The 25,393-nt window shown below is 66.8% G+C and carries 27 protein-coding genes; 14 read left to right on the top strand and 13 right to left on the bottom strand.

The window, feature by feature from the left end:
- Positions 1 to 122: 122 nt before the first annotated feature.
- The 3 genes from OCUBac02_RS06825 (at position 123) to OCUBac02_RS06815 (ending at position 3,320) form a co-directional block, all read left to right on the top strand.
- Positions 123 to 887 (top strand): sulfite exporter TauE/SafE family protein, encoded by a 765-nt coding sequence (locus tag OCUBac02_RS06825; RefSeq protein WP_047580729.1) that lies wholly within the window; start codon positions 123 to 125, stop codon positions 885 to 887.
- Between the two features lie 273 nt (positions 888 to 1,160).
- Complete coding sequence (locus OCUBac02_RS06820) at positions 1,161 to 2,789, top strand: acyl-CoA synthetase (protein ID WP_173044397.1); 1,629 nt, start codon at positions 1,161 to 1,163, stop codon at positions 2,787 to 2,789.
- A gap of 177 nt (positions 2,790 to 2,966) precedes the next feature.
- The gene (locus OCUBac02_RS06815) at positions 2,967 to 3,320 is read left to right on the top strand and encodes a hypothetical protein (protein WP_173044395.1); all 354 of its coding nucleotides are present in this window, start codon (positions 2,967 to 2,969) and stop codon (positions 3,318 to 3,320) included.
- A gap of 60 nt (positions 3,321 to 3,380) precedes the next feature.
- On the opposite strand, the gene OCUBac02_RS06810 is transcribed toward OCUBac02_RS06815, so the two are convergent.
- The 3 genes from OCUBac02_RS06810 to OCUBac02_RS06800 all read right to left on the bottom strand — a co-directional run bounded on the left by OCUBac02_RS06810 (position 3,381) and on the right by OCUBac02_RS06800 (position 4,552).
- Entirely contained in the window at positions 3,381 to 3,887 is a 507-nt protein-coding gene (locus OCUBac02_RS06810; protein WP_244639120.1) for a YidB family protein, read from the bottom strand.
- Positions 3,888 to 3,921: 34 nt separating this feature from the next.
- Positions 3,922 to 4,182, bottom strand: coding sequence for a GlsB/YeaQ/YmgE family stress response membrane protein (locus OCUBac02_RS06805; RefSeq protein WP_047580732.1), 261 nt, complete (start codon positions 4,180 to 4,182; stop codon positions 3,922 to 3,924).
- A 181-nt stretch (positions 4,183 to 4,363) separates the two neighbouring features.
- Entirely contained in the window at positions 4,364 to 4,552 is a 189-nt protein-coding gene (locus tag OCUBac02_RS06800) for a YdcH family protein (protein ID WP_047580742.1), read from the bottom strand.
- Positions 4,553 to 4,781: 229 nt separating this feature from the next.
- On the opposite strand from OCUBac02_RS06800, the gene OCUBac02_RS06795 reads away from it, so the two are divergent.
- The 5 genes from OCUBac02_RS06795 (at position 4,782) to OCUBac02_RS06775 (ending at position 8,345) form a co-directional block, all read left to right on the top strand.
- On the top strand, positions 4,782 to 5,000 hold the full coding sequence (locus OCUBac02_RS06795; RefSeq protein ID WP_047580734.1) for a YdcH family protein: 219 nt from the start codon (positions 4,782 to 4,784) through the stop codon (positions 4,998 to 5,000).
- Positions 5,001 to 5,244: 244 nt separating this feature from the next.
- On the top strand, positions 5,245 to 5,745 hold the full coding sequence (gene purE, locus OCUBac02_RS06790) for a 5-(carboxyamino)imidazole ribonucleotide mutase (RefSeq protein ID WP_173044393.1): 501 nt from the start codon (positions 5,245 to 5,247) through the stop codon (positions 5,743 to 5,745).
- Entirely contained in the window at positions 5,742 to 6,848 is a 1,107-nt protein-coding gene (locus tag OCUBac02_RS06785; protein WP_173044392.1) for a 5-(carboxyamino)imidazole ribonucleotide synthase, read from the top strand. The genes purE and OCUBac02_RS06785 overlap by 4 nt, the downstream gene beginning before the upstream one ends.
- A 169-nt stretch (positions 6,849 to 7,017) precedes the next feature.
- Complete coding sequence (gene rpsU, locus OCUBac02_RS06780) at positions 7,018 to 7,251, top strand: 30S ribosomal protein S21 (protein ID WP_047579559.1); 234 nt, start codon at positions 7,018 to 7,020, stop codon at positions 7,249 to 7,251.
- A 245-nt stretch (positions 7,252 to 7,496) separates the two neighbouring features.
- The gene (locus OCUBac02_RS06775; protein ID WP_173044390.1) at positions 7,497 to 8,345 is read left to right on the top strand and encodes a tetratricopeptide repeat protein; all 849 of its coding nucleotides are present in this window, start codon (positions 7,497 to 7,499) and stop codon (positions 8,343 to 8,345) included.
- A gap of 20 nt (positions 8,346 to 8,365) precedes the next feature.
- Here OCUBac02_RS06775 and OCUBac02_RS06770 read toward each other — a convergent pair whose 3' ends face one another.
- Positions 8,366 to 9,235, bottom strand: coding sequence for an alpha/beta hydrolase (locus OCUBac02_RS06770; RefSeq protein ID WP_173044388.1), 870 nt, complete (start codon positions 9,233 to 9,235; stop codon positions 8,366 to 8,368).
- 155 nt (positions 9,236 to 9,390) lie between these two features.
- Here OCUBac02_RS06770 and OCUBac02_RS06765 point away from each other — a divergent pair, with 155 nt between their 5' ends.
- Positions 9,391 to 9,654 carry a PilZ domain-containing protein gene (locus OCUBac02_RS06765; protein WP_173044386.1) on the top strand — a complete coding sequence of 88 codons (264 nt, stop codon included), beginning with the start codon at positions 9,391 to 9,393 and terminating at the stop codon, positions 9,652 to 9,654.
- A 144-nt stretch (positions 9,655 to 9,798) separates the two neighbouring features.
- Here OCUBac02_RS06765 and OCUBac02_RS06760 read toward each other — a convergent pair whose 3' ends face one another.
- The 6 genes from OCUBac02_RS06760 to OCUBac02_RS06735 all read right to left on the bottom strand — a co-directional run bounded on the left by OCUBac02_RS06760 (position 9,799) and on the right by OCUBac02_RS06735 (position 14,568).
- Positions 9,799 to 10,083, bottom strand: a complete 285-nt coding sequence (locus tag OCUBac02_RS06760) for an aa3-type cytochrome c oxidase subunit IV (RefSeq protein ID WP_047576116.1) — start codon at positions 10,081 to 10,083, stop codon at positions 9,799 to 9,801.
- Positions 10,084 to 10,201: 118 nt separating this feature from the next.
- Complete coding sequence (locus OCUBac02_RS06755) at positions 10,202 to 11,569, bottom strand: ABC1 kinase family protein (RefSeq protein ID WP_173044384.1); 1,368 nt, start codon at positions 11,567 to 11,569, stop codon at positions 10,202 to 10,204.
- A gap of 227 nt (positions 11,570 to 11,796) precedes the next feature.
- The gene (gene pepT, locus OCUBac02_RS06750; RefSeq protein ID WP_173044382.1) at positions 11,797 to 13,026 is read right to left on the bottom strand and encodes a peptidase T; all 1,230 of its coding nucleotides are present in this window, start codon (positions 13,024 to 13,026) and stop codon (positions 11,797 to 11,799) included.
- Complete coding sequence (locus OCUBac02_RS06745) at positions 13,023 to 13,919, bottom strand: beta-keto acid cleavage family enzyme (protein ID WP_173044380.1); 897 nt, start codon at positions 13,917 to 13,919, stop codon at positions 13,023 to 13,025. The genes pepT and OCUBac02_RS06745 overlap by 4 nt, the downstream gene beginning before the upstream one ends.
- Entirely contained in the window at positions 13,916 to 14,311 is a 396-nt protein-coding gene (locus tag OCUBac02_RS06740) for a type II toxin-antitoxin system death-on-curing family toxin (RefSeq protein WP_173044378.1), read from the bottom strand. Before OCUBac02_RS06740 ends, OCUBac02_RS06745 begins: the two co-directional genes overlap by 4 nt.
- Positions 14,308 to 14,568, bottom strand: coding sequence for an AbrB/MazE/SpoVT family DNA-binding domain-containing protein (locus tag OCUBac02_RS06735; RefSeq protein WP_052232068.1), 261 nt, complete (start codon positions 14,566 to 14,568; stop codon positions 14,308 to 14,310). Before OCUBac02_RS06735 ends, OCUBac02_RS06740 begins: the two co-directional genes overlap by 4 nt.
- A 172-nt stretch (positions 14,569 to 14,740) precedes the next feature.
- Here OCUBac02_RS06735 and OCUBac02_RS06730 point away from each other — a divergent pair, with 172 nt between their 5' ends.
- Positions 14,741 to 16,366: an acyl-CoA synthetase gene (locus OCUBac02_RS06730; RefSeq protein WP_173044376.1), complete on the top strand. Its 1,626-nt coding sequence runs from the start codon at positions 14,741 to 14,743 to the stop codon at positions 16,364 to 16,366.
- Between the two features lie 156 nt (positions 16,367 to 16,522).
- Here OCUBac02_RS06730 and OCUBac02_RS06725 read toward each other — a convergent pair whose 3' ends face one another.
- The 3 genes from OCUBac02_RS06725 to OCUBac02_RS06715 form a co-directional block, all read right to left on the bottom strand.
- Entirely contained in the window at positions 16,523 to 17,374 is an 852-nt protein-coding gene (locus tag OCUBac02_RS06725; RefSeq protein ID WP_173044374.1) for a PCC domain-containing protein, read from the bottom strand.
- A gap of 156 nt (positions 17,375 to 17,530) precedes the next feature.
- Positions 17,531 to 19,165: an acyl-CoA synthetase gene (locus OCUBac02_RS06720; protein ID WP_173044372.1), complete on the bottom strand. Its 1,635-nt coding sequence runs from the start codon at positions 19,163 to 19,165 to the stop codon at positions 17,531 to 17,533.
- Positions 19,162 to 20,049, bottom strand: a complete 888-nt coding sequence (locus OCUBac02_RS06715) for an IclR family transcriptional regulator (RefSeq protein WP_173044370.1) — start codon at positions 20,047 to 20,049, stop codon at positions 19,162 to 19,164. The genes OCUBac02_RS06720 and OCUBac02_RS06715 overlap by 4 nt, the downstream gene beginning before the upstream one ends.
- A gap of 234 nt (positions 20,050 to 20,283) precedes the next feature.
- Here OCUBac02_RS06715 and OCUBac02_RS06710 point away from each other — a divergent pair, with 234 nt between their 5' ends.
- From OCUBac02_RS06710 to OCUBac02_RS06695, 4 genes are all read left to right on the top strand, one after another.
- The gene (locus tag OCUBac02_RS06710; RefSeq protein ID WP_173044368.1) at positions 20,284 to 22,152 is read left to right on the top strand and encodes a TRAP transporter large permease; all 1,869 of its coding nucleotides are present in this window, start codon (positions 20,284 to 20,286) and stop codon (positions 22,150 to 22,152) included.
- Between the two features lie 42 nt (positions 22,153 to 22,194).
- Positions 22,195 to 23,214 (top strand): TRAP transporter substrate-binding protein, encoded by a 1,020-nt coding sequence (locus OCUBac02_RS06705; RefSeq protein WP_173044366.1) that lies wholly within the window; start codon positions 22,195 to 22,197, stop codon positions 23,212 to 23,214.
- Positions 23,215 to 23,368: 154 nt separating this feature from the next.
- Positions 23,369 to 24,172 (top strand): SDR family NAD(P)-dependent oxidoreductase, encoded by an 804-nt coding sequence (locus OCUBac02_RS06700; protein ID WP_173049382.1) that lies wholly within the window; start codon positions 23,369 to 23,371, stop codon positions 24,170 to 24,172.
- Positions 24,173 to 24,441: 269 nt separating this feature from the next.
- On the top strand, positions 24,442 to 25,311 hold the full coding sequence (locus tag OCUBac02_RS06695) for a MurR/RpiR family transcriptional regulator (RefSeq protein WP_047576768.1): 870 nt from the start codon (positions 24,442 to 24,444) through the stop codon (positions 25,309 to 25,311).
- The last annotated feature ends 82 nt before the right edge of the window (positions 25,312 to 25,393 follow it).

Here is a 25,393-nt window from a genome sequence, read left to right as displayed (position 1 = left end):
GGCGATGGCGGGGCTGGTTTTGCGCGAACCCTGCGCTCTTCCCCGCGCCCAGCGCAAGCGCGCCGCCTTAAGACTTTCGCCGATCCCGCCCTGCATTTCCCGGCCCTGCGACGCAGTACCACATGCCCTTCGACCCGCTCTTCTTCGCCGCCATGGTGCCGGCCGTCGTCCTGACCGGGCTGGCCAAGGGCGGCTTTTCCGGGATCGGCCTGCTCTCGCTGCCCCTGATGGCGCTGGTCGTCTCGCCGGTGACGGCCGCAGCGATCATGCTGCCGCTGCTGATCGCGCAGGATGTCGTCTCGGTCTGGTCGTACCGGCGCGATTTCGATCGCCGCAATCTCGCAACGCTGGCGCCGGGCGCCCTGCTCGGCATCCTCATGGGCTATCTGCTGGCGGCGAAGGTTTCGGATGCGGCCGTCGTGCTCGCCGTCGGCCTGATCTCGGTCGGCTTCGCTTTGCGCCGCATGCTGAGCGACGGCAAAAAGCCCACGGTCGCCACACAGGCGAACTGGAGCGCCGGCAGCCTCTGGGGCTTCTTCTGCGGCTTCACCAGCATGGTCGCCCATGCCGGCGGCCCCCCCTTCCAGATCTATGTCATGCCACAGAAGCTGAAGCCCGCCGTCTTCGTCGGCACCGGCGCGGTCTTCTTCGCCGCGATGAATCTGGTCAAGCTCGTGCCCTATCTCGCCCTCGGCCAGCTCAACGGCCAGAACCTGCTGGCCTCCGCCGCGCTGCTGCCCTTCGCGGTCGCCGCGACCTTCGCCGGGGTCTGGCTGGTCCGGCGCGTGCCGCCCGAGCGCTTCTACGGAATCATCTACTGGCTCCTGCTGCTGGTCGGCGCCAAGCTCGTCTATGACGGCCTGCGCGGCCTGCATCTTCTCGGCTGAAGAATCACACCGTCATTCCGGGGCGTCGCGCAGCGATGAGCCCGGAATCCAGAGCCGATGCCCTCTGAGAAAAGCTATCGGCCGATCCGCTGCTCATGAAAAGCCGCATCGGCTCTGGATTCCGGGCTCAGGCCTGCGGCCTGCCCCGGAATGACGTGGCGGTTTCGGAGAAACCCGGTGGCCCGCCCGATTGCGCCGCATCGGAAAAAGGGATGGATTACGCAGGCAGGCGCCAGCCGCTAAGGCTTTCTGCGCTTGCGAGGAAGGCTCCCGATGACCCGTTCGGCCTATGATACCGATCTCGACCGCAACCCGGCGAATTACCAGCCGCTGACGCCGCTCGCCTTCCTGGAGCGCGCGGCCTCGGTTTTCCCGGACCGCACCGCGATCATCCACGGGTCTTTGCGCCGCTCCTATGCCGAGTTCTATGCCCGCTCGCGCCGCCTCGCCTCGGCACTGGCGAAGCACGGCGTCAGCAAGAACGACACCGTCGCGGCCATGCTGCCGAACACGCCGGCCATGCTCGAATGCCATTACGGGGTGCCGATGGCCGGCGCCGTGCTCAATACGCTGAACACACGGCTCGACGCGGCGATCATCGCCTTCTCGCTCGACCATGGCGGTGCGAAGGTGCTGATCACGGATCGGGAGTTCTCGAAGACGATCAGGGAGGCACTCGCGCTCTGCAAGGCGAAACCGATCGTCATCGACTATGACGATCCCGTCTATGACGGCCCGGGCGAACGACTGGGCCAGATCGAATACGAGGAACTCGTCGCCTCCGGCGATCCCGATTTCGACTGGCTGATGCCGGGAGACGAGTGGGACGCTATCGCGCTGAACTACACCTCCGGCACCACCGGCGATCCCAAGGGCGTGGTCTACCATCATCGCGGCGCCAACCTGCTGGCGACCTCGAACGTCATCACCGGCAATATGGGCCGGCACCCGGTCTATCTCTGGACGCTGCCCATGTTCCACTGCAACGGCTGGTGCTTCCCCTGGACCATCTCGATCGTCGCCGGCACCCATGTCTGCCTGCGCCAGGTTCGCGCCAGGGCGATGTACGACGCGCTCGCCGACCATGGCGTCACCCATCTCTGCGGCGCGCCGATCGTGATGTCGACGCTGCTCAACGCGCCGCCCGAGGAGCGGCGCGACTTCCCGCAGACGGTCTCCTTCTTCACCGCCGCCGCCCCGCCGCCCGAGGCCGTGCTCGCCGGCATGAAGCAGGCCGGCTTCGAGGTGACGCATCTCTACGGGCTGACCGAGTGCTACGGCCCCTCCGTCGTCAACGACTGGAACGACGACTGGAACGCCCTCTCGCCGGCCGAGCAGGCCGCCAAGAAGGCCCGCCAGGGCGTGCGCTATCCGGCGCTCGAAGGGCTCGACGTGCTCGATCCCGAGACGATGCAGCCCGTCCCGCGCGACGGCCAGACGCTCGGCGAGGTGATGATGCGCGGCAATGTCGTGATGAAAGGCTATCTCGGCAACCGCAAGTCGACGGAAGCCGCCTTCGCCGGCGGCTGGTTCCATACCGGCGATCTCGGCGTGCGTTACCCCGACGGCTATATCCAGCTCAAGGACCGCTCGAAGGACATCATCATCTCAGGCGGCGAGAACATTTCCTCGATCGAGGTCGAGGACGCGCTTTACAAGCACCCGGCCGTGCAGGCCGCCGCCGTGGTCGCCCGCCCCGACGAGAAATGGGGCGAGACGCCCTGCGCCTTCATCGAACTGAAGCCGGGCAAGACCGCGACCGAAGCCGAGATCTTCGCCTGGTGCCGCGAGCATCTTGCCGCGTTCAAATGCCCGCGCACCATCGTCTTCGCCGAGGTGCCGAAAACCTCGACCGGCAAGATCCAGAAATTCCGCCTGCGCGAGATGGCGCGGGCACTGTGAAGCTGTCGGTGGCCGCGACAGCGGGCGCCGAACGGTTTCTTTGACATCGATCGAAGACGGGAAAAGAGTAAGGGGCAGCCGATACGCGCTGGCATCGATCGAGCGATCGATCAGCGCCGCGTGAAACGCGGCTGACAACGCATCGACCACCAGAGTCGTCTCATTGGGGAGGCCAGCATGAAAGTTCTGTTGATTGCAGCCTTGACGTCGCCTTTGCTCGCCGGCTGCGTTCAAACGGCGGCGCCGCCACCGCCACCCGCCGCTTCGGCCCCGGCGATGCCGGCCGCATCGAGCGCGCCGCTGACGCCTGGAAACATGGCTGCCTATTGCCGCGGCGAGGCGTCCGGCCAGTACGGCGTGCGCCCGCTCTACATCAAGACCGGCGCGACCAAGACCGCTGCCGACGGCAGCTTCAGCATCGACGGCACCGCTGACAAGGGCACGGAAGGCAAGAAGCCGTTCCGCTGCCGCTTTACCGCAAAGCGGGAATTCATCGATGTCATGTCGCTGGTCGACGAGGGCAAGCTCTGATCCATAGTTCGGAAATGAGCCCGCGCAGCTTAAGCGACCCGCCGGCCCGTTAGGCGCTCGTCAGGCCCCGGCGCGGTCGATCCGCCCGTTCGGCGTGAAGCGATCGACGGCTTCCGGCAGCACCTGCGACAGCCGGTCGAGCAGTTCGTCCCGCGACAGGCCGGTGCGGCGCGCGATCGTGTCGATCACCTGCGGGCCAAGCGCCTGTTCCAGATCGTCGGGCGCGACATTCTGGTTCGGCCCGTGCTGCACCCAGGAATCGACCTTGTCGCCCTGCCCGGCCTGCCTGAACCGGTCGGAGAGTTCGCCGAGCCCGCCATTGAGCACGCTGCCGATGCCACCGGCGCCGAAAAGGCCGCCGAGGCCACCGAGAAGCCCGCCCCCGTCGCCCTGCGGCGTGGCACCGGCCTGGCCCGGCTGCGGAGCGGGAATCTGACCCGGTTCCGACTGGCCGCGCCCGCCCAGCCATTCCGCGATCTTGTCGCGGTTCTGGTAGCCGGCGACGGCGAGGAGCCCGAGCAGGGCGGTCAGGGACGGAAAGCCGCTGCTGCTGTTGTCGTCACTCACGGCGGTCACTCCATATGGGAAGGGAAGGTCACCTTCAGGCCGCGCGGTTGCGGCCGCTGATCGCACCCCAGACGACCAGAACGATGATCGCGCCGACGACGGCGCCGATCAGCCCGGCACCCTCGCCCGGTGCGTACCAGCCGAGCGACTGCCCGAGCCAGGTCGCGACGAAGGCGCCGATGATGCCGAGGATCGTCGTCAGGATGAAGCCGGACGGCTCGTTCGAACCTGGTGTGATGAACTTGGCGACGACGCCGGCGATGAAACCGATGATGATGGTCCAGACGATGCCCATGGCTGCCTCCCCTCGCAATGCGCGCCCGGCCTGAACCGGTCATCGCGGCAGAAGTTCCCGCCGCTTTGTGTCAATCCGTTGACGGTCGTGCTGTTCGGCATGCCGCCAACGAAAAACCGGCCCTTTCGGGCCGGTTAATCCGCATCGGCATAGCATTCGACGGGCCGATAGGCCCGCAGGCTCAATGCAAGGTTCGCTCCGGCATGGTCATCCGGACGCGCTCGATCTCATCCTTCAGTTGCAACTTCTTCCGCTTCAGCTCGGCGAGGCTGAGGTCGCTCGAAGACGGACTGGCCACAGCCTGGGCGATGGCATCTTCGAGCTGACGGTGCTTGCGCTCGAGTTCCGCAAGACGGGTCTGCAACGACATCTGGATCCTCCTGATGAGCGGTTGACACAACCAATCTGACATAGAGCCGGCTTCACGTCTTCCCCGCGCCGTCACACGGCATTCATGAGATTCTGTGATCGTGACCGGTCCGTTTCCGGAAAGCCGTGAATAGATGGCTTCCCCATGTCGGAGCCGCCTCGCCTGCACTTGCAGGGCGCCGGGCGGCACGCGCATAGTCGCCCCCGATCAAGGCGATGATGAGATGCCCATGGGATTCGAGCTCAGCCCGGAAGAGGTCGAGACCTTCACGTCCGAACTCGCACGCCTGCGCGAGGAGCATCGCGACCTCGACAGCGCCATCGACGCGCTGGAGCGCGTCGGCTCGATCAATCAGGTCCAGGTCCAGCGCCTGAAGAAGCGCAAGCTCTACCTCAAGGACCGCATCTCCCAGATCGAGGACGCGCTGACGCCCGACATCATCGCCTGAGGCAGGTCCATTTGTCCTCCGAGCCCTCGTCCCGAGGGGCCGCACAGCGGCGTCTCGAAGGATGCCCCAGGAGGCTCGCGAGACATATGGAACATCCTTCGAGACGCCGACCTGTGGTCCGCGCCTCAGGATGAGGACTCGAAAACCGGATGCGATTACCTTGCCTGACGCCGATTCGCCCTTGCTTACCCGGCATCGACCGGTCTAGATCGCGCGCTTCCGGAGCCGAGCCCGAGCGCATTCCATGGCAGCCAGCAGCCCCCCCGTCGCCATCATCATGGGCAGCCAGTCCGACTGGGCGACGATGCGTCATGCGGCCGAGGCGCTCGAAGCGCTCGCCATCCCCTATGATGCCCGCATCGTCTCGGCCCATCGCACGCCGGAGCGGCTCTTCGACTTCGCCAGGGGCGCGAAGGCCGAGGGCTTCAAGGTCATCATCGCCGGAGCCGGCGGCGCGGCGCATCTTCCGGGCATGACGGCCTCGCTGACGCCGCTGCCGGTCTTCGGCGTCCCCGTCGAATCCAAGGCTCTATCGGGCCAGGACAGCCTGCTCTCGATCGTGCAGATGCCCGCCGGCATTCCCGTCGGCACGCTCGCCATCGGCCGGGCCGGCGCGGTCAACGCCGCACTGCTGGCCGCCGCGGTGCTCGCACTCTCCGACAGCGCGCTCGCCGAACGGCTCGACGCCTATCGCGCCCGCCAGAGCGCCGGCATCGCCGAGCGCCCCAGCCGGGACGACGCATGAACCCGCCCGTTCCGACCGGCCTCGCGCCCGGCGCCATGCTCGGCATCCTCGGCGGCGGGCAGCTCGCCCGGATGATGGCGCTCGCCGCCGCCGATCTCGGCATCCGCTGCCATATCTTCGCGCCCGAGGTCGATAGCCCGGCCTTCGACGTCGCGGCGCGTCACACCGTCGCGGAATACGAGGATCAGGAGGCGCTCGCCCGCTTCGCCGACGCCGTCGATGTCGTGACCTACGAGTTCGAGAATGTCCCGGCCGCCACCGCCGCCTTCCTCGCGGCGCGCGTGCCGCTCCATCCCGGCGCCCGTGCCCTGGCGGTGACGCAGGACCGGCTCAGCGAGAAGCGCTTCGTCTCCGAGCTCGGGCTCGCCGTCGCGCCGTTCCGCGCCGTCGATACCCTCGCCGATCTCGAATCGGCCGCCGCCGAACTCGGCCGCCCCTCGGTCCTGAAGACCCGCCGCTTCGGCTATGACGGCAAGGGCCAGGTGAAGATCGCGCCGGGCAGCGACCTCGCCGAGGCGCATGAGGCGATCGGCCGCTTTCCGGCGATCCTCGAAGGTTTCGTCTCCTTCGTGCGCGAGGTCTCGGTCGTGGCGGCACGCGGGCTCGACGGCTCCTTCGCCGCCTTCGACGTCTGCGAGAACGAGCATCGCGACCACATCCTCGCCTATACGCGCATCCCCGCGCAGCTCTCGGAAGGCGCCGCTCTGCAGGCGATCGACGCCGCCCGCCGCATCGGCGAGGCACTCGGCTATGTCGGCGTCTTCGCCGTCGAGATGTTCGTGCTGGAAGCGGAGGACGGCCTCGCCGAACGCGTCGTCGTCAACGAGATCGCCCCGCGCGTCCATAATTCCGGGCACTGGACCAGCGAAGGTGCTGAGACCTCGCAGTTCCACCAGCATGTCCGCGCCGTCTGCGGCTTCCCGCTCGGCTCGACCGCGCGGCGCGGCCGTGTCGAGATGGAGAATCTGATCGGCGCGAGCGCGCTGCGCTGGCGCGAATTGCTGGCCGAGCCCGGCGCGCATCTGCATCTCTACGGCAAGCGCGACGCCCGTCCGGGCCGCAAGATGGGCCATGTCACCCGCGTCACCGACGAGCGCGCGTGAGAGCCCGGCCCCTCCTATGTCCGAACTGCATGCGGCCCCGCATTTTCAAGGGATCGCGGCGTGGACAGGCGAAATGAATTCTGCTATCCGCACCCATCTTCGCGCGGTGGGCTCTGCCTTACCGCCGGCCCTCATTTCTGGATCAACCGCTTAAGGACGGACGTTTCACGTGCAGGTTCTCGTTCGCGACAACAATGTCGATCAGGCGCTCCGCGCCCTCAAGAAGAAGATGCAGCGCGAGGGCATCTTCCGTGAGATGAAGCTTCGTGGTCATTACGAGAAGCCTTCCGAGAAGCGCGCCCGCGAGTCGGCCGAGGCCGTCCGCCGCGCCCGCAAGCTCCAGCGCAAGAAGCTCCAGCGCGAAGGCCTCCTGCCTGCGCCGGTGAAGCCCAAGCGCCCCTGATTCCCTCTCGGGCGGCCCCGTGAAGGGCCGCCAACAGGGCCGATAGCGTTTCGCGCCTGGAGCCCGCTCCGGGCGCGTCGTCTTTTCAGCGGCGTTAACCAAGTTTTGGCGGGTTTCGGGCGTTTTCTCTCCGGCAGGCGCTGTCGGTTGGGGAGCGCGATCAGTCCGCGGCGACCGAAAGGTCCGTCATCTCCGGGCGCCGGGGGCATCGCGGCAGGCGAAGCACGGAACCGATGAGGCAGAGCATGATCCGAGGCAGTAACTGGTTGGCCGCAGCCGGCATCGCGCTGGCGCTCGCGGGTTGCGACACCGTCTCCAATCTCGGCTCCCAGCCCGCGGTCGCCGAGCTCGACACGCGTGACGCCGCCGATGCCAGCGTCAATATCAGCTCGCTGAGCGACGTCATCGCCCGCAACCCGAGCGACCCGGGCGCCTATAACACCCGCGGCGCGGCCTATGCCCGCGTCGGCCGCTTCTCGGATGCGATCGGGGATTTCACCAAAGCTGTCCAGCTCGATCCGAATCTCGCCTCCGCGTACACGAATCGCGGCCTGGCGCTGCGCCAGAGCGGCCGCGCCGATTCGGCGCTCGCCGATTTCAATCGCGCCACCACCGCCAATCCGAACTACGCGCCGGCCTATATCGCCCGCGCCAACCTGCTGCGCCAGCAGGGCAACAGCCAGCAGGCGCTGGCCGATCTCAACACCGCGATCCGGCTCAACCCCGAATCGGCGGAAGCCTTCCATGCCCGCGGCCTCGTCTACCAGAAGGAAGGCCAGCATCAGCACGCCGTCACCGATTTCGATTCGGTGATCGACCGCAATCCCTACACCGCCCCGCCCTATATCGCACGCGGCCAGAGCCTGAACGCGCTCGGCAAATACGAATCCGCGCAGGAAGATTTCACCGCGGCGCTGAATGTCGACAACCGCAATGCCGATGCCTGGGCCGGCCGCGGCTTCGCCTTCGAGAAGCTCGGCAAGAAGGCGGAAGCCTCCGAAGCCTATCAGAGGGCGCTGGCGCTCGACGGCAACAACGCCACCGCCCGTGCCGGCTCCTCGCGCCTCGGCGGCGGCGGCTTCTTCCGGAGCTGACCGGGCTTCGGGAGCCCCCATCAGGGGCGCGAAGCCGCGCCCTCCCCGATCGTCCGGCTTTCCGCCGCGACGACGCCCCCTGAAGCGATCTCCGCGAGGAAACGCCGGACCTCGCCGAGCGATCCGTGGCGCGGCAGGTCCGAATGCCGCCCGGACGGGAAGCGCAGGAAGCGCTTGGGCTCGTTCGCGAGGTCGTAGAGCTGCTGTCCCTGCGCGAAGGGGATGACCTGGTCGCGCTCGCCATGCAGGAAGAGCAGCGGCGCCCGGACCCGGCCGATCAGCGCGTCCGAACGGAACTGGTCCAGCATCACCAGACTGAGCGGCAGATAGGGATATATGCCCTGCGCCACGGAGAGCGTCGAGCGATAGGGCGCTTCCAGCACCACAGCCTGGAGCGGCACCTCGGCCGCCAGCTTCAGCACCACGCCGGTACCCAGCGACTCGCCATAGCCGATCAGCTTTCCCGCGCCGAAACGCGCCGCCGCCGCGCCATAGGCCGCCCGCGCATCCTGCAGCAGCCCTTCCTCGCTGGGCAGGCCCGTGGAGCCGCCATAGCCGCGATAGCTGATCGCGAAGAGCCCGGTGCCATCCTCGGTCAGCGCCCGGAAGCGCTCGATCCGTCCGGCCCGCCCGAGATTGCCGGCATTGCCGTGGAAATAGAGCACGACCGGCTTGCCGGCGCGCGGCGGCACCACCCAGGCGACGAGCCGTTCGCCATCGGCGGTGGTCACGCCGGCCTCCTCGGCGGCGGCCAGCCCGGCCGAGCCGATCTCGGCCCGCGCCGGATCACGCGGATACATCATCTCGCGCTGCCTGAGATAGAGCGTCGCCAGCACGCCGAGATAGGCCAGGGCGCAGCCCAGGACGAGAACCTTGAAGATGCGATACATGCCCGCCGTTTCGTCCCGAGATCACCCTGCGGCGCCAGAAAGAACCGATTTCCGGGCCTGAAACATCAGGTCCGGACAACTCTCATGCCGCCTTTAAGCCGACCGAAAGCTCTTGCGCCAATCTTGGCCGCACAATGGCAAGGGGGCATGCACTGATGATGGCAGCGACAGAGCACAAGCACGTCGACCGTCCGGCGCGCTGGGAGTGCACGGCCGACATCACCGTGGTCGACCATGCCGGGCGCGAGCTTTTCGCCCGGCTCGGCAATATCTCGGATGCGGGCTTCATGGCCGAGGCGGAGGAGACCGTCCTCGTCGGCTCGATCGTCACCGTCGAACTGCCCGAGCGCGGCGAGGTGCGCGCCGAGGTCCGCTGGTCGAACGGCTGGCGCTTCGGCTGCCTGATCCTGCCGGCCTGACCCCGGCTGGCAGACTGTAAAATCGTACGCCGACCGGCAACGGCGACCGCCGCCATGTCACCAGACGCGATTTCGCCCCGCGCCTTTCGGCCGGGGCGACAACGCGCGGGTGGGCAGGGCTTGCGGGCCGCTACCGAAAAACGGTCAGAGCAGCAGCAGCGCGAGCAGCATCAGCACGAGCGAGACGAGCGGCGCGCGCCAGCCGATCGAAGGAGCGGCGATGCCGACGCCGGTGCCGAGAACGGCGAGCAGCGTGCCGATCAGCGCCGTACCCCAGGCATGCTTGGTGCCGCCGACGGCGAGCGCCGCGACGATGGCGAGGCAGGCGACCGTTCCGACCTCGGCGAAATGAATGAAGCCGGTATAGGTCCGCTCATGCTCGGGATAGTCCATCGCGGGGGCGTCGGCATGATGGGCGTGGTCGGCCATGGTCTCGATCCTGAAAAAGACGAAGTCTCTGCAAGCCCTGTAGCGCACCCGCGACGCACGGGCAACGCGGCAGCTTGCAGCAACCGTGGAGCGGGACGCCGGAGCCTCGCCTCGCGCGTCAGCCTGCCGGCTTCAGTCCTGCCGCGACCAGCGCGGCGCCTTGCCTTTCGGCGACGCGCTCCACCGAAAATCCCTCGATCTCCGCCTCGAACAAACGGTGAAAGTTCAATTCGGCGTCGAGATGGAGGAAGACGCCGCCGAGCCCGATCGCGGCGCGGTCCATGAAGACGAACTCGCGCGGCACCGTCACCGGCCCGCGCGCCTTCAGCGCCTGATGCACCTGGAAAGCCTGCTTGCGGCCGTATTCGGCCGGGCTGACATCCTCGGCGATGCGCCTGACCCGATCCTCCAGCAAGGGCCCGTAGATGAAGCGCGCCCAGATGTTCAGGGTATCGACGAGGTCCTTGGTCAGCCCCTTGAAGCCCCAGGTCTCGTAGGCATGGACGACGCGGGCCTCCTCGCCGTCGCGCAGGCCCTTGTAGAGATCGACCACGCCGCCGACGAAGCTCTCCGGGAAGATGCGGATGCAGCCATAGTCGAGCAGGTTGATGCCCTCCGGCTCGCCGCCCTCCGAGAACACGGTGTAATTTCCGAGATGCGGATCGCCATGGATGACGCCGTGATGGCTGAACGGGCGCCACCACGCCTTGAACATCGCGGTCGAGATCCGGTCGCGCACCACCTGCCCGTCCTGCTTGTGCGAGAGGATCGGGCTGCCCTCCAGCCAGTGCATGGTCAGGAGCCGGCGCGTCGACAAAGCCGGCTCCAGCGCCGGCACGCGCACCTCCGGCGTGTCCGACAGCATAGCCTGGTAGAGCGCGGCATGCTTGGCCTCGCGCCGGTAGTCCAGCTCCTCGCGAACGCGCGCGCCGATCTCCTTGGCGATCTCGGTCGTGTCGATCACCGCGCCCATGCGCCGGTGCAGCGAGAACAGCACTTCGAGCTGCGCGATATCGGCCTCCACCGCCGATTCCATGTCAGGATATTGCAGCTTGCAGGCGAGCGCCGCGCCATCCAGCGTCGTCGCACGATGCACCTGCCCCAATGAGGCGGCCGCTGCCGGCTTCAGGTCGAAGGCGCCGAAGCGCTCGCGCCAGTTGGCGCCGAGTTCCGCCATCATCCGCCGCTTGACGAAGGCGGCGCCCATCGGCGGCGCCTGCGATTGCAGCTTCTGCAGTTCGGCGGCGTATTCCGGCGGCACGACGTCGGGGATGGTGGCGACGAGCTGCGCCACCTTCATGATCGGGCCTTTCAGCCCACCCAGCGCCTTGGCCAGCGCCTCGGCATTGGTGGCGTCGCGCCCCTCGACGCCGAAGAGCCGGGCGCCCGCGATCCGGGCCGCGACCCCGCCGACATTGGCGCCGACACGGGCATAGCGTGCAGCGCGGGCGGAGAATCGGTTGGCTTCGGCGTCGCGTTCGGACATGCGGATCGTGCTTTCGCTGTTCCTGCCCACCTCATGTAGGCGCCGGTAAGCCGCACGCCAATGCGACAAGCCGCGCTACGTGCTTCCTTGTCATTCGGGGGCTTCGCACAGCGAAGAACCCGGAAACCACGACTGGCGGGACGTTCGATGCCTCGTTGCAGGCCGCTCATCCGGTCGTGGGTTCCGGGTTCGCCCTTCGGGCGCCCCGGAATGACAGCCGTACGGCGCTAGGCGCCCTGCCCCGCCAGCAGGCAGATGCGCCGCGCCACCTCATAGGAGGTCTCGAAGGCCGGCAGCGGCAGGAACTCGAAGCGCGAGTGGAAATTATGCGCGCCGGTGAAGAAATTCGGCGTCGGCAGACCGCGTGCCGAGAGGGCCGCGCCGTCCGTGCCGCCCCGCATCGGGATCAGCTTCGGCGCGATCTGCAACTCGGCAAGCGTCGCCATCAGCAGATCGACCGAGCGCCGGTCTTCGCCAAGACTGTCGGCGATATTGCCGTAGACATCCGTCACCTCCGAGGTGACGCGCCCGGTCGGATAGCGCTTGGCGATCTCGGCCGCGACCTCGCCGATCCGACGCTTGCGCGCTTCGAAGGACGCCTTGTCGAAATCGCGGATATTGGCCCTGAGCACCGCCTCGGCCGCATTGGCGACGAGTTCGACGAACCAGGTATAGCCCTCGCGGCCGGCCGTGTTCTCCGGCGTCTGCGCTCGGTCGAAGGCGGCCATGTAGTCCTGCGCCATCAGGATCGGGTTCACCAGAACGCCCTTGGCCGACATCGGATGGGCGGTGACGCCCGTGAAGACGATTTCGGCCATGGCGGCGTTGAAATTCTCCCAGACGACCTCGCCGACCTCGCAACTGTCGATCGTATAGGCGAAATCGCAGTCGAACCGGGCGAGGTCGAGCGCCTTGGCGCCGCGCAGGCCGATCTCCTCGTCCGGCACGAAGGCGACCAGGATGTCGCCATGCTCGTCCACGGGACGCAGTTCCGCCAGCAGCGTCATCACGATCGCGACCGCCGCCTTGTTGTCGGCGCCGAGCACGCTGGTGCCGTCGCTGAAGACGATCTCGTTGCCCTTGTAGGGGGCGATCTCCGGGTGCTCGGCGACGCGCAGCCAGATGTCCTTCTCGGCATTGAGGCAAAGATCGTCGCCCGTGAAGCGCAGCACCTGCGCCTTGACCACCGGCGACAGGCCGACATCGACCGTATCGACATGGGCGATGAAGCCGATGCGCGGCGCGCCGGGCTTGGTGCCGCGCTTCAGCGCCGTCACCGTGGCATGGTCGTCGATGACGATGTTCTCCAGCCCGAGTGCGCGCAGCTCCTCCGCGAGCAGCTCCGCCAGAACCTGCTGGCCCGGTGTGCTCGGCAGGCGCGTCGCCTTCATGTCGCTCTGGCTCTCGATCGCGACATAGCGCAGGAACCGTTCGAGCAGTTTGTCACGCACGCTCACCGCGCCTCTCCCTTCCCTAGCCGCGACAGCCAGTCCCGCACCTCGGCCGCGCTGGCAGGCTTTCCGCCGGCAGCCTCGACCCGGCGGACGGTATCCGCGATCAATTCACGATTGGTCTTGTCGCAGCCGAAAGGCGCATCCTCCAGCCCGCCACGGACATGGACGCCCCGCGCCACGGCCGGGCCGATGAGATCGGAGAGATCGACGCCGAGCCCGGCTATCATCACCGGTGCCTCCGGCGCATCCTCGGCCAGCAGCCTGAGATGCGCCTCCAGCGCCCATTCGCGCGGCGGAAAGCCCCAGGCGAAAGCATCCGAGAACATCAGCCGGTAGATCGGCATCGGCATGCCCGGATAGGCCTTGGCCAGCGCCGCTCCGAGCCGCGTGAAGCCGGGCTCGTAGATCGCGTAGCTCGGATGGACCTTGTGTCGCTGCGCCACCTCCATCCCCTCGCGGATATGCTCGCCGGGATTCTGGTAGATGAAGCCGGCCTCGCCCTGCGGAATGCCGGCGAAGGTCGTCCAGTTGCAGGAACCAGGATCGAGCACGCCCCATTCGGCAAGCCCGCGCTTCGCCAGTTCCTCCAGATGGGTGTAGCGGCCCGACCCGATCATGTCGCCGGCATAGCCGGAACCGAGGATCGGGATGGTCGGATAGACGATGGCATCGACCCTGGCCCGGATGCCCTCGATCGCCTGCGCATAAAGTTCCCAGTCGTCGCGCTGCCGCCCCGTCGCCATGTCGTAGACATGCAGATGCACGATCGCCGCGCCCGCCTCCACGGCGGCGATGCCATCGGCGACGATATCCGGAATACTGATCGGAATGCCGGGCTGGCGCTCCTTGCCCCAGGGGCCGTTGATCGCGGCTTCGACCCAGATCGGCTTGGTCATGCAGGCATATCCTTCGGCCAGTTGTCGCGGATCCAGCGCGTCAGCCCGTCCTCCTCGACCTCGCCAGCAGCAAGCGCGAGGATTGCGGCGGCGGCCATCGCGGGCTCGACATCGAAATCGATGCCGTTCAAACCAAGGAAAACGAACATGCAAGCGAAGGCCGCCCGCTTGTTGCCGTCGATGAACGGTTGATTCCGGGCGACATCGAACGCATAGGCCGCAGCCAATGCCGCGAGGCTGGTTTCGCCATAGGAGAACTTGTTCGGAGCGCGAGCCAAGGCAGATTCGAGCAGGCCGCGATCGCGAACACCTTCCGGCCCTCCGAATAGAGCGAGCTGCTCCGCATGGATGTCCAGGGCAAGCTCGACGCTTACCCAAAGCGGCTCGCTCATTTGGCGAGCTCGCGATAGGTGGCAGCGTATTTCTTGAAGGACTTGCGGGCGATCGCCATGCCGCGGGCATGCAGATCGTCATGGCGCTGGAGCTTGAGGCCACCCTCCGGCTGCCGCACGATATCGAGCTTGTCGCCTTCGCTGAAGCCGAGCTGTGCCAGCAGCTCCTTCGGCAGGATCAGCCCGAGCGAATTGCCGATCTTGCGGATCTGCAGCACGGTTGCTTCGGTCTCCTCGACCTTCTTCAGTTCGCTCATCGCCTCGATCCTCCATGTTCTACAAAATGTATAACATGAGACGACGGCCGCGGCGACCCCTTCCATTGCGGCAGGATGCCCTTCTTCCCACACCAGATGCGTTTGCCCGCAGCTTGCCAGTTCCGGTCATCGCACGCCTAATCGGGCCTCTGCGAACAGGCCGAGGCCGGACATGCTCGAACGCGGCACCACCTATGACGACACGCTGCGCCGCTTCGCCTGGCGCATCCCGGAGCGCTTCAATATCGGCACGGCGTGCTCGGATGCCCATGCGGATGGCTCGGGCAAGCCGGCGCTGATCTTCGAGGAGGACGGAGGCAAGGTCGCGACGCTTTCCTTCAATGAATTGTCCCGCGCGTCGAACCGCTTCGCCAACCTGCTCGCCGCTCACGGCATCGGCCCGGGCGAGCGCGTCGGCATCCTGCTGCCGCAATCGCCGCAGACCGCGATCGCCCATCTCGGCGCCTACAAGCTGGGCGCCATCGCGCTGCCGCTCTTCATCCTGTTCGGACCGGAGGCGCTGGAGCATCGGCTCGGCCATAGCGGCGCCAGCGTGCTCGTCACCGATGCGGAGAATATCGGCAAGGTCGAGGCGATCCGCGACGCCCTGCCGAACCTGCGCAAGATCTTCGTCGTCGGCGGCGCCGGTCATCTCGATTTCGAGGCGGAGATGGCCAAGGCCTCCGACCGCTTCAACGCCGCCGATACGCGCGCCGACGACCCGGCCGTGATCATCTACACCTCCGGCACGACGGGGAAACCGAAGGGCGCGTTGCATGCCCATCGCGTCCTGCTTGGCCATCTGCCCGGCGTGCAGATGCCGCAGGAGTTCTTCCCGCAAGCCCACGACCTGTTCTGGACACCGGCCGACTGGGCCTGGATCGGCGGCCTGCTCGACGTGCTCCTGCCCAGCCTCTATTGCGGCGTGCCGGTGCTGGCTTCCCGCGCCCGCAAATTCGATCCCGATGCCGCCTTCGCACTGATGGCACGGCACAAGGTGCGCAACGCCTTCCTGCCGCCGACGGCGCTCAAGCTGATGCGGCAGGTCGGCAATCCCAGGCGCTTCGGCTATGCGATGCGCTCGATCGGCACCGGCGGCGAGACGCTCGGCGCCGACATGCTCGACTGGAGCTGCGAGACCTTCGGCTTCCCGGTCAACGAGTTCTACGGCCAGACCGAGGCGAACCTCCTCGTCGCCAACTGCGCCGGCCTCTACCCGGTGAAGCCCGGCTCGATGGGCCGCGCCGTGCCCGGCCACCGCGTCGCGGTAATCTCTCCGGAAGGCCGCGAACTGCCCGATGGCGAGCAGGGGCTGATCGCGGTCGCTCGACCCGACCCGGTGATGATGCTGGAATACTGGAACCAGCCCGAGGCCACCGCAGCCAAGTTCATCGGCGACTGGCTCGTTACCGGCGACAGCGGCACGCGCGACGAGGAGGGCTATTTCTGGTTCCAGGGCCGCGACGACGACATCATCTCGTCGGGCTCCTACCGCATCGGACCGGGCGATATCGAGGACTGCATCATTCGCCACCCGGCGGTACTGATGGTCGCGGTCGTCGGCGTGCCCGATCCCGTCCGCACCGAGATCGTCAAGGCCTTCGTCCTGCCGAAGCCGGGCGTGACGCCGACGGCGGAGCTGGCGACCGAAATCCAGGCCTTCGTGCGCGACCGGCTGGCGGCCTACCAATACCCGCGCGAGGTCGAGTTCGTGACGGAGCTGCCGCTGACGGCCACCGGCAAGATCATGCGCAAGGACCTACGCAATCGGGAGATCGCGAAGCAGCGGGGCGGTTAAACTCAACCTCCCTGTCATCCCGGGCGGAGCGAAGCGTAGACCCGGGATCCATGCCTGAACCTACTCCGGATGCGCTCCGGCATGGGTCCCGGATCTGCGCGGCTGAAGCCGCTTGTCCGGGATGACTGCGCCCCTTTGAATTGATGCGGCGCCGCGTCAGCGCGCTTCCAGCACCAACTCGAAGGTCATCAGCACGGGATTGTCGCCACGCTTCAGCCTCCCGCTCGCCAACGCGCCGCTATAGTCGACCAGCGCGACATTGATCGTCGCTTCGAAGCCGCCTGCGCCGACCAAGACCCGCCCATCCGTAATCGCAACCTCCGTCGCGAAATTCTCGACTACGCAGCCATCGACGAACCGCGCGCCGATGATCGAACCGACACCGCCGTGGATGACCGCCTCGCGGATGCCGCGCTCAGCACAGAACGCTTCCAGCGCCCCGCAGAAATCGACGTTCGGCTTCACACGTAGCGCATAGAAGCACCCCTCGCCGGCTCCACCAGATGCCCCTGCCACCGGCCCGAACAGCTTGAAATGCGTCTCACTGTCCGGCTCGGCCGTGAACACCGCACCATCGAGTCCGACCGCTTGCAGCGTGATCGTCTCGGCAACCACCGTCTCGTCCGGCAGGATATGCCCGCCGCTGCGCTTGCCATCGCCCTCGACCCACAGCGCATGGGCATGAAAGAACGGCGCCCCGTCGCGCTGGCCGAAGGTCATCGCGCCGACCTCGATGCGCGCTCCGTCTTTGGGCCGGAAGGTCTCGCTGTAGAAGGCGGCATGTTCGGGCGTCTTCGACAAGGCCGGCATCACATAGGCGAAGGGCGCGAGCGAGAGCCCGTCGAGATTCATCACGCCGGAGACGAAACCCTCGGCCGCGAAACCGCTCCTCACCGCCTCCAGCAGCGGCATGCCGGCCGGCAGCGTCAGAGAGAAGGCCCGCCCGCCGCATGCCACCCACTGGATGCGCTCGGGCGTGCCGGTGCCGGGCTGCTGGATGCGCCTCATAGATGCACTCATCATCTCAGCCCTCATCCTGAGGAGCCGCGAAGCGGCGTCTCGAAGGATGCTTCAGATATCTCCGGAGCCGGCTGGAACATCCTTCGAGACGCGGACTACGTCCGCTCCTCAGGATGAGGGCTGCGGTTCGATGAAGAAGAAATGTCACGACGCCTTCCCCTTCAGGAAGTCGAGTTCGCCGCGCTTTTCCAGCTCGTCCTTGACGAGGCGCTTGGGCACCTTGCCATAGCCCGATTTCGGCAGGGCCTCCCAGAACAGGAAACGCTTCGGCATCTTGTAGCGCGCGATCTTCGGCCCGAGGAAATCCGCGATCTCGGCTTCGGTCGCATGCTGGCCGGGCCGGTTGACGCAGACCGCGATGCCGATCTCGCCCCAGACCGGATCGGGCACGCCGAGCACCGCGACCTCCGCGATCGCGGGATGCGTCAGGATCTTCTCCTCGATCTCGCGCGGATAGATGTTCGAGCCGCCGGAGATGTACATGTCCGAGGCGCGGCCGGTGATGTAGACGAAGCCCTGCTCGTCCATATGGCCGAGATCGCCGGTGCGGAACCAGCCGTCGCGGAAGGATTTCGCATTGGCTTCCGGATTGTCGTAATAGCCGGCGAAGACGGCCGGCCCGATCACGCAGATCTCGCCCTGGACGCCGGGCGCGACCTCCTTCCCGTCATCGTCCTGGATCTGCACCTGCATGCCGGTGCGCTCGAAGCCGCAGGTGCCGATGCGGGCGTTCGGGCCATCCTCGGCCTCGTGGAGGGCCGGCGGCAGCACTGTGATGTTGCCGGTCACCTCGCCCAGCCCGAAATACTGCACGATCACCTTGCCGAGCTTTTTCAGCGCCGCCTTCTGGTCCTCGCGATACATCGGCGCGCCCGCGTAGATGATGTAGCGCAGGCTTGAATGATCATGGCTGTCTACGGCGGGATGCTCGACCAGCATCTTCAGGATCGTCGGTACGGTGAAGATGTTGCTGATCCGGTGCTTCGCGATCAGGCGATAGGCCTCGTCGATGTCGAAGCGCTCGGTCGGCAGCAGGATCGAGGTCGCGCCGCGCGCCGAGATCATCAACTGATGAACGCCCGCGCCGTGCGAGAGCGGCGCCACCACCAGCGAGGCGTCCTTCTCGGTCGAGCCGGGCACGAGGTCGCAGAGATGGTTGGTGATGACGAAGCCCATCTGGCCATGGGTCAGCACCGCCGCCTTGGAACGCCCGGTCGTGCCGGAGGTGAAGAAGAACCAGCAGGGATCGTCATGCTCGACGGCTGCGTTCTCTATCCTTTCGCCGCGATGGCGCGCGATCACCGCGCCGACCTCGTCCTCGCCGAAAGCATCCCCGCCGATCCGCCAGATGAAGTCCGGCGCCGGGTTGGCGGCAGCGACCGCCGCCGCATGTTCCGGAAAATCGCCATGGCAGAGGAAACCCTTGGCGCCGGAAGCCGTCGCGAGATAGGCGACCTCGTCCGGCAGCAGGCGGAAATTCGTCGGCACCCAGACGGCGCCGAGCCGGAAGGTCGCGAACATCGAGACGAACATCGCGTCGCAGTTCTTGGAATGGACGAGCACGCGGTCGCCCTTGCCGATGCCGCGCGCCTTCAACCCCGCCGCCAGCGCGGAGGCCTGCGCATCGATCTCGGCCCAGTCGAGCGTCTTCTCGCCCCAGATGAAGGCCGGATGAGCGGGCAGGCGCCGCGCATTCTGCGTTGCGATATGGGCGAGGTTCATCACGCGCCGCGTCATCGGCACGACGCCCCCGGTCGGAGCGGCCTTTGCAGAGCTCATCTTGCGGCTCTCCCTGTCTCGATGGGTCGCGGGCCAGCAGCCAGGATCGGCCGCGCGCTCCGCTTGGATACGAACATCTGCTTGAGCAGCGCTTCCAGCCGCTCGGCCTCGCGGGCCAGCGGCAGTTCAAGCTCCGCCTGACGAGCCGGCGCCATCCGGCTGTCGATGGCGGCGATGGAGAGGGCACCTGCGACCCGCCCGTCCGGATAGCGGAAGGCACGCCCGATCCCCCATGAACTGGCGACGAGCCGGCCGGGATTGAGCGAGAAACCGCGCGCGCGCGTCGCGGCGACATCGGCCCGCAAGGCCTCCGGCGCGAAGCCGGGATAGCGCGCCAGCAGCGCGGCCTCGTTGGCCATGATCACCCGGTCCACATCGTCGTCCGGCAGCGCCGCCAGCATGGCGAGCGAGCCGGCACCGACTCCGAGCGGATGCTGGTCCCCTGCCTGCAGGGCATGGGTGCGCACAGGATAGGTGCCCTCCTCGCGATGCAGGCAGATCGCATAATTCTCGCGCCGGACCGTCAGGAAACTCGTATCCTTCGTCTCGGCCGAGAGCCGGCGCAGACCGTCCATCGCAATCTCGAGCAGACCGTGGCGGCGCGCCGCCAGCACGCCGAGCACGAAAGCCTCCTCGCCCAGGCAATAGCGCCGCGTCAGCGGCTCCTGCTCGACGAGACCCGCGCGCATCAAGGCCAGCAGCAGTCGCCGCGTCGTCGGCTTGTTGAGGCCGCTGCCCGACACGATCTCGCCGAGCGGCAGGCCTTCGGCCGGCTCCCGCCCGATCAGCGAGAGCAGCCCCAGAGCGCGGTCGACGCTCTGCGAGCCGGACAAGCCGGTTTCCGGCGCGGAATTCTGCGGCAAGCGCTCCTCCAGATAGTCCATGATATGGACCTTATTCTTATCTCCCAACCGTAGATGGGCGCTTTGCGGATTGCAATGCCGCTTCCCTCGTGTAATCTGCGGCCCGTCCCGCTGCCCGGCTATTCACAGTGTGGACCGCAATCGACGCCGACAACTCGACAAGATCGGCGCGAAGGGAGGAACGGAACGATGGCCCTCGACCTATTCTGCGCAGCGGGCGTATTGCGCCTGGCGACCGGCATCTGAGGCCGCCGCATGGTCGATGTCGTCGATACGCTCACGCTGCCCGAGAACCTCAGCGAGAACGCGGATGCCCGTCCCGGTTCGGCGATCATGCGCCCGGTCGAGTTCGTCGCCGCCGCGCTCGTCGCCTTCATCGTCTGCGTGCTGCTGCTCGGCGTGACCTCGCGCTATGTCTTCTCGCTGCCTTTCGTCTGGGTCGACGAGGTCGCCTCGATCTCCTTCATCTGGCTCGCGATGCTCGGCGCGGCCATCGCCATCGATCGCAACGAGCACCTGCGGCTCACGCTCTTCGTCAACATGATGCCGCAATGGCTGCGCGGCTTCGTCGAGACCTTCGCCCTGCTGGCCGCCGCCGCCTTCCTCGCCGCCATGGTCTATCCGGCGATCGATTACGCGGTCGAGGAGAGCTACGTCACCTCCGCGGCGCTCAACATTCCCAATAGCTGGCGCGTCTCCGCCATCGCCACGGGCATCGTCCTGATGCTGCTGCTGGCATTGCGCTATGCGGTCAAGACCGCCCGCCCGCGCGACCTGGTGCTGGCGACCCTCCTGATTGCCGGGCTCGGCCTCCTGTTCTGGCTGGGTACGCCGACCTTCAGGACGCTCGGCTATCTCAACATCCTGATCTTCCTGATCGGCGTCGTCGTGCTCTGCCTCGTCTGCGGCGTGCCGATCACCTTCTGCTTCGGGCTGGGAACCCTCTGCTTCCTGATGTTCTCGACCAGCATGCCGACGGTCGTGATGATCGGGCGCATGGACGAGGGCATGTCGAGCCTCATCCTGCTCTCGGTGCCGATCTTCGTTCTGCTCGGCTGCATCCTCGACGCCACCGGCATGGGCAAGGCGATCGTCGATTTCCTCGCCTCGATGCTGGGCCATGTCCGCGCCGGCATGTCCTATGTCCTGCTCGGCTCGCTCTTCCTGGTCTCGGGCATCTCGGGCTCGAAGGTCTCGGACATGGCGACGGTCGCCCCCGCGCTGTTTCCCGAGATGAAGCGGCGCGGCTACAAGCCCAAGGACCTGATCGCGCTGCTCTCCACCGGCGCGGCGATGGCCGACACCGTGCCGCCCTCGATCGTGCTGATCGTGCTCGGCTCGGTTGCCGGCGTCTCGATCGCCGGCCTGTTCAATGCCGGTTTCGTCATCGCCGGCGTGCTGCTCGTCGCGCTCGCCGGCCTCGCACGCTGGAAGGCGATGGCCGAGGACATGAAGGACGTGCGCCGCGCGCCCTTCTCCGTCATCGGCAAGGCGGCCCTGATCGCCGGCCCCGCCCTCGTCCTGCCCTTCATCATCCGCGCCGCGGTCGGCGGAGGCGTCGCCACCGCGACGGAGGTCTCGACCATCGCGGTGCTCTATGCGCTGATCATCGGCATCGTGCTCTATGGCGGCATCGGCTGGGGCAAGTTCTACCAGATGCTGGTCGAGACGGCGGCGCTCTCCGGCGCCATCCTGATGATCCTCGGCACGGCGCTCGCGATGGCCTGGGCGCTGACCCAGACCGGCTTCGCCCGCGATCTCGCCACCTTCATGGCCGGGCTGCCCGGCGGCTGGCTCACCTTCATGGGGGTGACCATCGTCGTCTTCATGATTCTCGGCTGCGTTCTCGAGGGCCTGCCCGCGATCGTGCTGATGGCGCCGCTGATGTTCCCGATCGCCAAGAATCTCGGCATCAACGACATCCATTATTCGATGGTCGTCGTCACCGCGATGAATATCGGCCTGATGACGCCGCCGATCGGCATCGGCTTCTACATCGCCTGCAAGATCGGCAACGTCTCTCCGGACGAGGCGATGGGCGCGATCTGGCCCTATCTCGTCGCCCTGCTGATCGGCCTTCTCGTCATCGCCCTCGTGCCCGGTCTCTCGACCTGGGTGCTGTAAGTTCACGACAAGAAACCAAAAAATCCCTCAGGAGAAACGCCCATGACCATTTCGCGCCGCACCCTGCTCCAGGCGACAGCCGCCGCCTCCGCGATCGGCACCTTCCATATCGGCCGGGCGAATGCCCAGAGCGCCGAGTTCACCTATAAATACGCCAACAACCTGCCGGTCGCGCACCCGATGAACACCCGCGCCAGCGAGGCCATGGCGAAGATCAAGGAAGAGACCAAGGGCCGCGTCGACATCCAGATCTTCCCGAACAACCAGCTCGGCTCCGACACCGATATGCTGAGCCAGGTGCGCTCCGGCGGCGTCGAGTTCTTCACGCTCTCGCCGCTGATCCTGTCGACGCTCGTCGCCAACGCCTCGATCTCCGGCATCGGCTTCGCATTCCCGAACTACGACGCGGTCTGGAAGGCGATGGACGGCGAGCTCGGGACTTACGTCCGCGGCCAGATCGGCAAGGCCAATCTCGTCGTCATGGACAAGATCTGGGACAACGGCTTCCGCCAGATCACCTCGTCCAAGGGTCCGGTCAACACGCCCGACGACCTCAAGGGCTTCAAGATCCGCGTGCCGGTCTCGCCGCTCTGGACCTCGATGTTCACCGCCTTCCAGTCGGCCCCCGCCTCGATCAACTTCGCCGAGGTCTATACCGCGCTGCAGACCAAGATCGTCGACGGCCAGGAGAACCCGCTCGCAATCATCTCGACGGCCAAGCTCTTCGAGGTGCAGAAATACCTCTCGCTGACCAACCACATGTGGGACGGCTTCTGGTTCCTGGCCAACCGCCGCGCCTGGGAGCGTCTGCCGGAGGACCTGCGCGCCATCGTCGCCAAGAACATCAACGCCGCCGCGTTGCTGGAGCGCACCGACGTCGCCAAGCTCAATGCCGGCCTGCAGGGCGAGCTGCAATCCAAGGGCATGGTGATCAACGAGACCAAGGCCGACGCCTTCCGCGACGCGCTGCGCAAGGCCGGCTTCTACGCCGAGTGGAAGAAGAAATACGGCGACGAAGCCTGGGCGATCCTGGAGAAGGCCGTCGGCAGCTCGCTGAGCTGATCCACTCCGACCACACGCGCGGGTCATCCCGGGCGATCGGAGGGAGACCCGGGATCCATGCCGGAACGGTTCAGGCATGGATCCCGGATCGGCGCCGCTCGCGCGGCTTGTCCGGGATGACCTGCGTATATTTCTGATCGAGAGGCTGACGACCATGGCCGACCGGCTGAAGGGCAAGATCGCCATCGTCTTCGGCGCCGGCTCCTCCGGCCCCGGCTGGGGCAATGGCAAGGCCGCCGCTGTCGCCTATGCCCGCGAGGGCGCCGGCGTCGCCTGCATCGACCTCAACCGCGAGGCTGCCGAAGAGACCGCCACGATCATCGCCGGCGAAGGCGGCAAGGCTCTCGCGCTCGCAGCCGATGTCACCGATCTCGCCTCGGTCGACACCTGCGTCGCCGCGGCGGCCCGGCATTTCGGCCGGCTCGACATCCTCCACAACAATGTCGGCGTCACCCATATGGGCGGCCCGGTCGAATTGTCCGAGGAGCAGTTCAACGCCTCGCTCCAGCTCAATCTCGGCTCGGTCTATCGCTGCGCCAAGGCGGTCATCCCGGAGATGCTGAAGGGCGGCGGCGGCGCCATCGTCAACATCTCCTCGCTCGCCGCCATCCGCTGGACCGGCTATCCGTACTTCGCCTATTACGCCACCAAGGCGGCGGTGAACCAGGCGACGGTCGCGCTGGCGATGCAGTACGCGAGGCAGGGCATCCGCGCGAACTGCATCATGCCCGGCCTGATCGACACGCCGCTGATCTACAGGCAGATCTCCTCGCAATATGCCTCCGTCGAGGAGATGGTCGCCGCCCGCGACGCACAGGTGCCGATGGGCAGGATGGGCACCGCCTGGGACATTGCCAACGCCGCCGTCTTCCTGGCCTCGGACGAGGCGAAGTTCATCACGGGCGTCTGCCTGCCGGTGGATGGGGGCCAGAGCTGCACCGCCGGCCTGCCGGGATAACCGCGCCGCCCCTCGTCATTCCGGGGCATCGCGCAGCGATGAGCCCGGAATCCAGAACTGATACCGTCTCCGAACGGAATGGACCGTCTAAGCTTCCTGTTCGAACGACATCGGTTCTGGATTCCGGGCTCGGGCCTACGGCCCGCCCCGGAATGACAGAGAGGCGGTATCGCTATCATCGACCGTCCATTCCTCCTCTGGAACGCTTGCTCCATTTCCGCTTCGCTGCCAGAACAGTCGGCAACAGGGACGGCAACGGGAAACCTTCAATGAGCGAAACCGCCGTTGCGGAGCTGCCGCGCGACTTCGACGAATTGCGCGCATCGATCCTCGGCCAGCGTGACAGCCTGCCCAAGCGCATCGCCCAGATCGCGGCCTATGCCCTCGACAATCCCGACGAGATCGCCTTCGGCACCGCCGCCAGCATCGCGGTCTCGGCCGGCGTCCAGCCCTCGACGCTGATCCGCTTCGCCCAGCATCTCGGCTTCGACGGTTTCACCAGCCTGCAGGGCGTCTTCCGCGCAAGGCTGCGCGAGCGCAATTCCAGCTATGAGGAACGTCTCAACACGTTGCGCGGCGGCGATGGCACCGCGGCCGGCAACCACCGCATCCTCGACGGCTTCCTCACCGCCTCGCGCAAATCGCTGGACGTGATGAGCCGCACCCTCGACGAGGCCACGCTCGACCGTGCGATCGATGTGCTCGCCAGCGCCGAAACGATCTTCATCCTCGCCCGGCGCCGCTCCTATCCGGTCGCGAGCTATCTGGCCTATGCCTTCGGCAAGCTCGAAGTCCGCAACCAGATGATCGAATCCGCCGCCGGGCTCGACCCCGAGATGATCTCCTTCGCCACGCCAAGGGACGCCGTCCTCGTCGTCAGCTTCTCGCCCTACGCACCCGCCACCATCGAGGATGCGCGCGGCCTCGCCGAGCGCGGCGTACCGCTGGTCGCCATCACCGACAGCGCCTTTTCGCCGCTCGCGAGCTTCGCGAAGCTCTGGTTCGAGGTCGCCGAAGCGGATTTCGGCGGGTTCCGCACGCTGGCCTCGACCATGGCGCTCTCGATGGCGCTCGCCGTCGGCGTCGGCGAGGCGCGCCGGATCGGGCGCGGCAAGGGCCGGCGTGGCGGCGCCATCTAAAACTTTAGGAACAGACATTCCGCATTGACGAAATACTGGAATTATTATTTCATTCTGGAGCCCGGAGCCGTTCGGCTCCGAT

The organism is Bosea sp. ANAM02 (genome assembly GCF_011764485.1).
In the GTDB taxonomy this organism is placed as follows: domain Bacteria; phylum Pseudomonadota; class Alphaproteobacteria; order Rhizobiales; family Beijerinckiaceae; genus Allobosea.
Note: the sequence above shows the minus strand (reverse complement) of the source record. Positions and strands in the feature narration are given on the sequence as shown.